Origin of the sequence: Mesorhizobium sp. M2A.F.Ca.ET.037.01.1.1 (assembly GCF_003998075.1) — a bacterium.
GTDB lineage: Bacteria > Pseudomonadota > Alphaproteobacteria > Rhizobiales > Rhizobiaceae > Mesorhizobium.
This window is the reverse complement of sequence record NZ_RZSA01000567.1, coordinates 1-4409: the sequence shown is the minus strand read 5'-3', so window position 1 is coordinate 4409 and position 4409 is coordinate 1. Positions and strand designations below refer to the sequence as shown.

At 64.9% G+C, this 4409-nt stretch carries 7 protein-coding genes and 1 pseudogene; all 8 read left to right on the top strand.

Translation table 11 applies throughout. The annotated features are described in order from the left end of the window. Window positions 1-304: pseudogene (locus tag EOA27_RS24340) on the top strand (UDP-N-acetylglucosamine 1-carboxyvinyltransferase); the annotation flags it as partial. 91 nt (window positions 305-395) lie between these two features. Continuing rightward, the gene (locus EOA27_RS24335) at window positions 396-827 is read left to right on the top strand and encodes a DUF2948 family protein (RefSeq protein ID WP_126079131.1); all 432 of its coding nucleotides are present in this window, start codon (window positions 396-398) and stop codon (window positions 825-827) included. 2 nt (window positions 828-829) lie between these two features. Beyond that, complete coding sequence (hisD, locus tag EOA27_RS24330) at window positions 830-2122, top strand: histidinol dehydrogenase (RefSeq protein WP_126079132.1); 1293 nt, start codon at window positions 830-832, stop codon at window positions 2120-2122. A gap of 2 nt (window positions 2123-2124) precedes the next feature. Next, entirely contained in the window at window positions 2125-2610 is a 486-nt protein-coding gene (locus tag EOA27_RS24325; RefSeq protein ID WP_126079133.1) for a UPF0262 family protein, read from the top strand. 100 nt (window positions 2611-2710) lie between these two features. Continuing rightward, window positions 2711-3160, top strand: coding sequence for a low molecular weight phosphatase family protein (locus EOA27_RS24320; RefSeq protein ID WP_281059477.1), 450 nt, complete (start codon window positions 2711-2713; stop codon window positions 3158-3160). Window positions 3161-3247: 87 nt separating this feature from the next. Continuing rightward, window positions 3248-3466: a translation initiation factor IF-1 gene (gene infA / locus EOA27_RS24315; RefSeq protein ID WP_006200926.1), complete on the top strand. Its 219-nt coding sequence runs from the start codon at window positions 3248-3250 to the stop codon at window positions 3464-3466. Between the two features lie 19 nt (window positions 3467-3485). Continuing rightward, a complete protein-coding gene (locus tag EOA27_RS24310) occupies window positions 3486-4112 on the top strand; it encodes a Maf-like protein (protein WP_126079134.1) in 627 nt (208 codons plus the stop codon). Further along, window positions 4109-4318 (top strand): DNA gyrase inhibitor YacG, encoded by a 210-nt coding sequence (gene yacG / locus EOA27_RS24305; protein WP_126079135.1) that lies wholly within the window; start codon window positions 4109-4111, stop codon window positions 4316-4318. Before EOA27_RS24310 ends, yacG begins: the two co-directional genes overlap by 4 nt. Window positions 4319-4409 lie beyond the last annotated feature (91 nt).

Below are 4409 nucleotides of genomic sequence, written 5' to 3'. Positions count from 1 at the left end.
GGGCAAATCGCGCATCACCGAGACGATCTTCGAAAACCGCTTCATGCATGTGCAGGAGCTTGCCCGCCTCGGCGCCCACATCACGCTTTCCGGCCAGACGGCGATCGTCGACGGCGTCGCCAAGCTCAAGGGCGCTCCCGTCATGGCGACCGACCTGCGCGCCTCGGTGTCGCTGGTGATCGCCGGCCTTGCCGCCGAGGGCGAGACGACGGTCAACCGCGTCTACCACCTCGACCGCGGCTTCGAGCGGCTGGAAGAGAAGCTCTCGGGCTGCGGCGCGGTGATCGAGCGCATTTCGGGCTGACGTACCGCGGCATTCTTTCCCAGCGGTTGCGCCGAGCGGAAAGACCGCATAACAGAACGTTGAATTGTCAACGTTCAGGTGCGTATTCCGCATGGCTCTCAAGCTCATCGCGCTCGACGATCAGGATCTGAGCATCGTCTCGGCGCATGTCCAAGACGCCGTGATGAAGGTCTCCGACTTGGAGTACCTGCCGGCGGCCAAGCGCTTCGTGCTGACCATGAACCGCTTCGTCTGGGAGGCGAGATCGGGCCTGTTCCGCCAGCACAATGAACGGCGGCAGAGCGTTCTGCATTTCGACCGCGTGCTCGGCGTCAAGACCAGCGGCATTCAACGCGACAAGCCCGCCGAAGTGCTGTCGCTGCTGGCGATCAGCTTCATTGCCATCAGCAAACCGGCCGGCATCGTCGAACTGGTGTTTTCGGGCGGCGGCACCATCATGCTCGACGTCGAATGCGTCGAGGCACGGCTTGCCGATGTCGGCGGCGCCTGGGAAGCCACCTCGCGACCTGTGCACAGAGGCTGACTATGGCCATCACGCTCCGCCAGTCCGATACCGATTTCGAACAGCGCTTTTCGGCCTTCCTCACCACCAAGCGGGAAGTGTCGGCCGATGTCGAGGCCGTGGTGCGGGACATCATCGCCCGCGTGCGCGCCGAAGGCGACAAGGCGCTGATCGACTACACGCTGAAGTTCGACAAAGCCGATCTCGGCGCGCTCGGCATCGCCGTGTCGAAGGACGACATCGCCAAGGCCTATGAAGCGGCCGATCCGGCCACCGTCGAGGGGCTCAAATTCGCGCGCGACCGTATCCGTTCGCATCACGAGCGGCAAAAGCCGAAGGACGACCGCTACACGGATGCCGCTGGCGTCGAGCTGGGCTCGCGCTGGACGGCGATCGAGGCCGTCGGCCTTTATGTGCCCGGCGGCACGGCGAGCTATCCAAGCTCGGTGCTGATGAACGCCGTGCCGGCCAAGGTCGCCGGCGTCGAGCGCATCGTCATCGTCGTGCCGGCGTCGGGCGGCGTCATCAATCCGCTGGTGCTGGTGGCGGCCGACCTTGCCGGCGTTTCGGAGATCTACCGCGTCGGCGGCGCGCAGGCCGTTGCGGCGCTTGCCTATGGCACCCAGACGATCAGGCCGGTCGCCAAGATCGTCGGTCCCGGCAATGCCTATGTCGCGGCGGCCAAGCGCCAGGTGTTCGGCACGGTCGGCATCGACATGATCGCCGGACCGTCGGAAGTGCTGGTGGTGGCCCGTGCCGACAACGATCCGGACTGGATCGCGGCCGACCTTCTGGCGCAGGCCGAGCATGATGTCTCGGCGCAGTCGATCCTGATCACCGACAATGCCGAATTCGGCAGGGCGGTCGAGCAGGCGGTCGAACGCCAGTTGCAAGTCCTGCCGCGCGGCGAGACGGCGGCCGCCAGCTGGCGCGATTTCGGCGCGGTGATCCTGGTGCCGACGCTCGATGCCTCGCTGCCGCTGGTCGACAGGATCGCGGCGGAACATGTCGAGCTCGCCTTCGACGATGCCGAGGGCTTCCTTTCCAGGATGCGCAACGCGGGCGCCGTGTTCATTGGCCGGCACACTCCGGAAGTGATCGGCGACTATGTCGGCGGCTCCAACCACGTGTTGCCGACAGCACGTTCGGCGCGTTTCTCCTCGGGCCTGTCCGTGCTCGATTTCGTCAAGCGCACCTCGATCCTGAAGCTCGGGCCGCAGCAGCTCAAGGCGCTGGCGCCCGCCGCGATCGCGCTTGCCAAGGCGGAGGGGCTCGATGCGCATGCCCGCTCCGTCGCGATCCGGCTGAACATGTAGCGATGCCCGGCCGCGACCAAACCCGCCACAGGCTGACCGACGTCGAGCTCGACGAAACGATCGGACGTTCGACGCCCGACGTCGAGCACGAGCGGGCGGTGGCGATCTTCGATCTCATCGAGGAGAACAGTTTTCGGCCGGTCAACGACGACGGCGCGGGTCCTTACAGGCTCAAGCTTTCGCTGGCCGAGTCGCGCCTGGTCTTTGCCGTCAGCCGCGAGAACGGCGCCGAGGTGGTCACCCACATCCTGTCGCTGACGCCGCTCAGGCGCATCGTCAAGGACTATTATTTGATCTGCGAAAGCTATTACGAGGCCATCCGCTCCTCGACGCCCAGCCATATCGAGGCGATCGACATGGGGCGGCGCGGCCTGCACAATGAGGGCTCGCAGACCCTGATGGATCGGCTCGCCGGCAAGATCGAGATCGACTTCGACACGGCGCGGCGGCTGTTCACGCTGGTCTGCGTGCTGCACTGGCGGGGCTAGATCAGGATGACGTTTCGTTGAACCGCCGTCCTGGTCCAGCTCTTTGTTGGAGCATGATCTTTTCCAAAAACCGGTTCCCACTTTTTGGGATCATGCTCTAGTGCCCGTCCTGCCCCACTCGATCCTGTTTTTGTGCGGCATGAACGCCGTGCGCTCGCCGATCGCGGAGCAGCTGGCGCGCCGCATGCTGCCTGCCACCACCTTCGTCGCTTCGGCCGGCGTGCGCGCCGGCGAGCGCGATCCGTTCGTCGATGCGGTGCTTGCCGAGGACGACCTGTCGCTTGGCGAGCGCCAACCCCGGACGCTGGAGGATCTGGAGGATGATTATTTCGACCTGATCGTGACGCTGGCGCCGGAGGCGCACCACGCCGCGCTCGAGCTCACCCGCTCACTCGCCGTCGAGGTCGAATACTGGCCGATGCCGGACCCGACCGACACCGGCGGGACGCGCGAGCACATCATGGCGGCCTATCGCGACGTGCGCGAGCGGCTGAAAACGCGCATAAGCCGACGTTTCCTGCTTCCAGAGGCAGCAAACGCCACGGATTAAGCGTGTTCACAAGCGCACGATTATCATATAGGTTCCGCCGCAATTTCCAGCCGGGTGCTGGAACTACCATCCAAGCAAAGGTATCGAATGCCGAAGGAAGAAGTCCTCGAGTTTCCAGGTGTGGTCACCGAACTGCTGCCCAATGCGATGTTCCGCGTGAAGCTCGAAAACGAACATGAAATCATCGCCCACACGGCCGGCCGCATGCGCAAGAACCGCATCCGCGTGCTGACCGGTGACAAGGTCCTGGTCGAGATGACGCCTTACGACCTGACCAAGGGCCGCATCACCTACCGTTTCAAGTAGCAAATCGGCGTTAAGCACGATGAGCATCCTGCAGAAGCTCGTGCTTGCCTCGGGTTCGCCGCGCCGCATCGAACTCTTGCAGCAGGCCGGCATCGAGCCGGACCGGGTGCTGCCCGCCGATGTCGACGAGACGCCGCAGCGCGCCGAGCATCCGCGTTCGCTGGCCAAGCGCCTGTCCAAGGACAAGGCCGAGAAGGCGCTGGCCTCGCTGAAAAGCGAGGAAGATTACGCGCCCGCCTTCATCCTCGCCGCCGACACGGTGGTGGCGGTGGGGCGGCGCATCCTGCCCAAGGCCGAGACGATCGACGACGCCATCAATTGCCTCGGCCTGCTCTCCGGCCGCTCGCACCGCGTCCATTCCGGCGTCTGCCTGATCACGCCCGGCGGCAAGCTGCGCCAGCGGCTGGTGGAGACCAGGGTGCGCTTCAAGCGGCTGCCGCGCGAGGAGATCGACGCCTATGTCGCCTCCGGCGAATGGCGTGGCAAGGCCGGCGGCTATGCCGTGCAAGGCCTGGCCGGCTCCTTCGTGGTCAAGCTGGTCGGCTCCTACACCAATGTGGTCGGCCTGCCGCTTTATGAGAGCGTGGCGCTGCTTTCCGGCGAAGGCTTCAAGGCGCACAAGAACTGGCACGTCGCGCGGCCATGAGCCTGGACGACAAGGTGACACCGCTTCGGCCGAAGCGGCCCTGCCCCGAATGCGGAAAACCGTCCTCGCGCGAGCACTATCCGTTCTGCTCCGCGCGCTGCAAGGACATCGACCTCAATCGCTGGCTGAAGGGCGCCTATGTCATCCCCGGCCGTGAAGAGGAAGACGAGGACAGCCCGAAGCCTGGCCCCAAGGACGAGGGCTAAGCGCCAGCGGCACGCCCCCTTCTAAACCGCGTCGCGATCTTTCAGATCGCTCCATGCGCTTTAGGTTTTGATTTTACGCATGTCTTTATCC

Excerpts from the sequence above, each read along its gene's own strand:
- EOA27_RS24335 (WP_126079131.1), top strand. The coding sequence starts at position 396 with ATGGCTCTCAAGCTCATCGCGCTCGACGATCAGGATCTGAGCATCGTC.
- hisD (WP_126079132.1), top strand. The coding sequence starts at position 830 with ATGGCCATCACGCTCCGCCAGTCCGATACCGATTTCGAACAGCGCTTT.
- EOA27_RS24325 (WP_126079133.1), top strand. The coding sequence starts at position 2,125 with ATGCCCGGCCGCGACCAAACCCGCCACAGGCTGACCGACGTCGAGCTC.
- infA (WP_006200926.1), top strand. The coding sequence starts at position 3,248 with ATGCCGAAGGAAGAAGTCCTCGAGTTTCCAGGTGTGGTCACCGAACTG.
- EOA27_RS24310 (WP_126079134.1), top strand. The coding sequence starts at position 3,486 with ATGAGCATCCTGCAGAAGCTCGTGCTTGCCTCGGGTTCGCCGCGCCGC.
- yacG (WP_126079135.1), top strand. The coding sequence starts at position 4,109 with ATGAGCCTGGACGACAAGGTGACACCGCTTCGGCCGAAGCGGCCCTGC.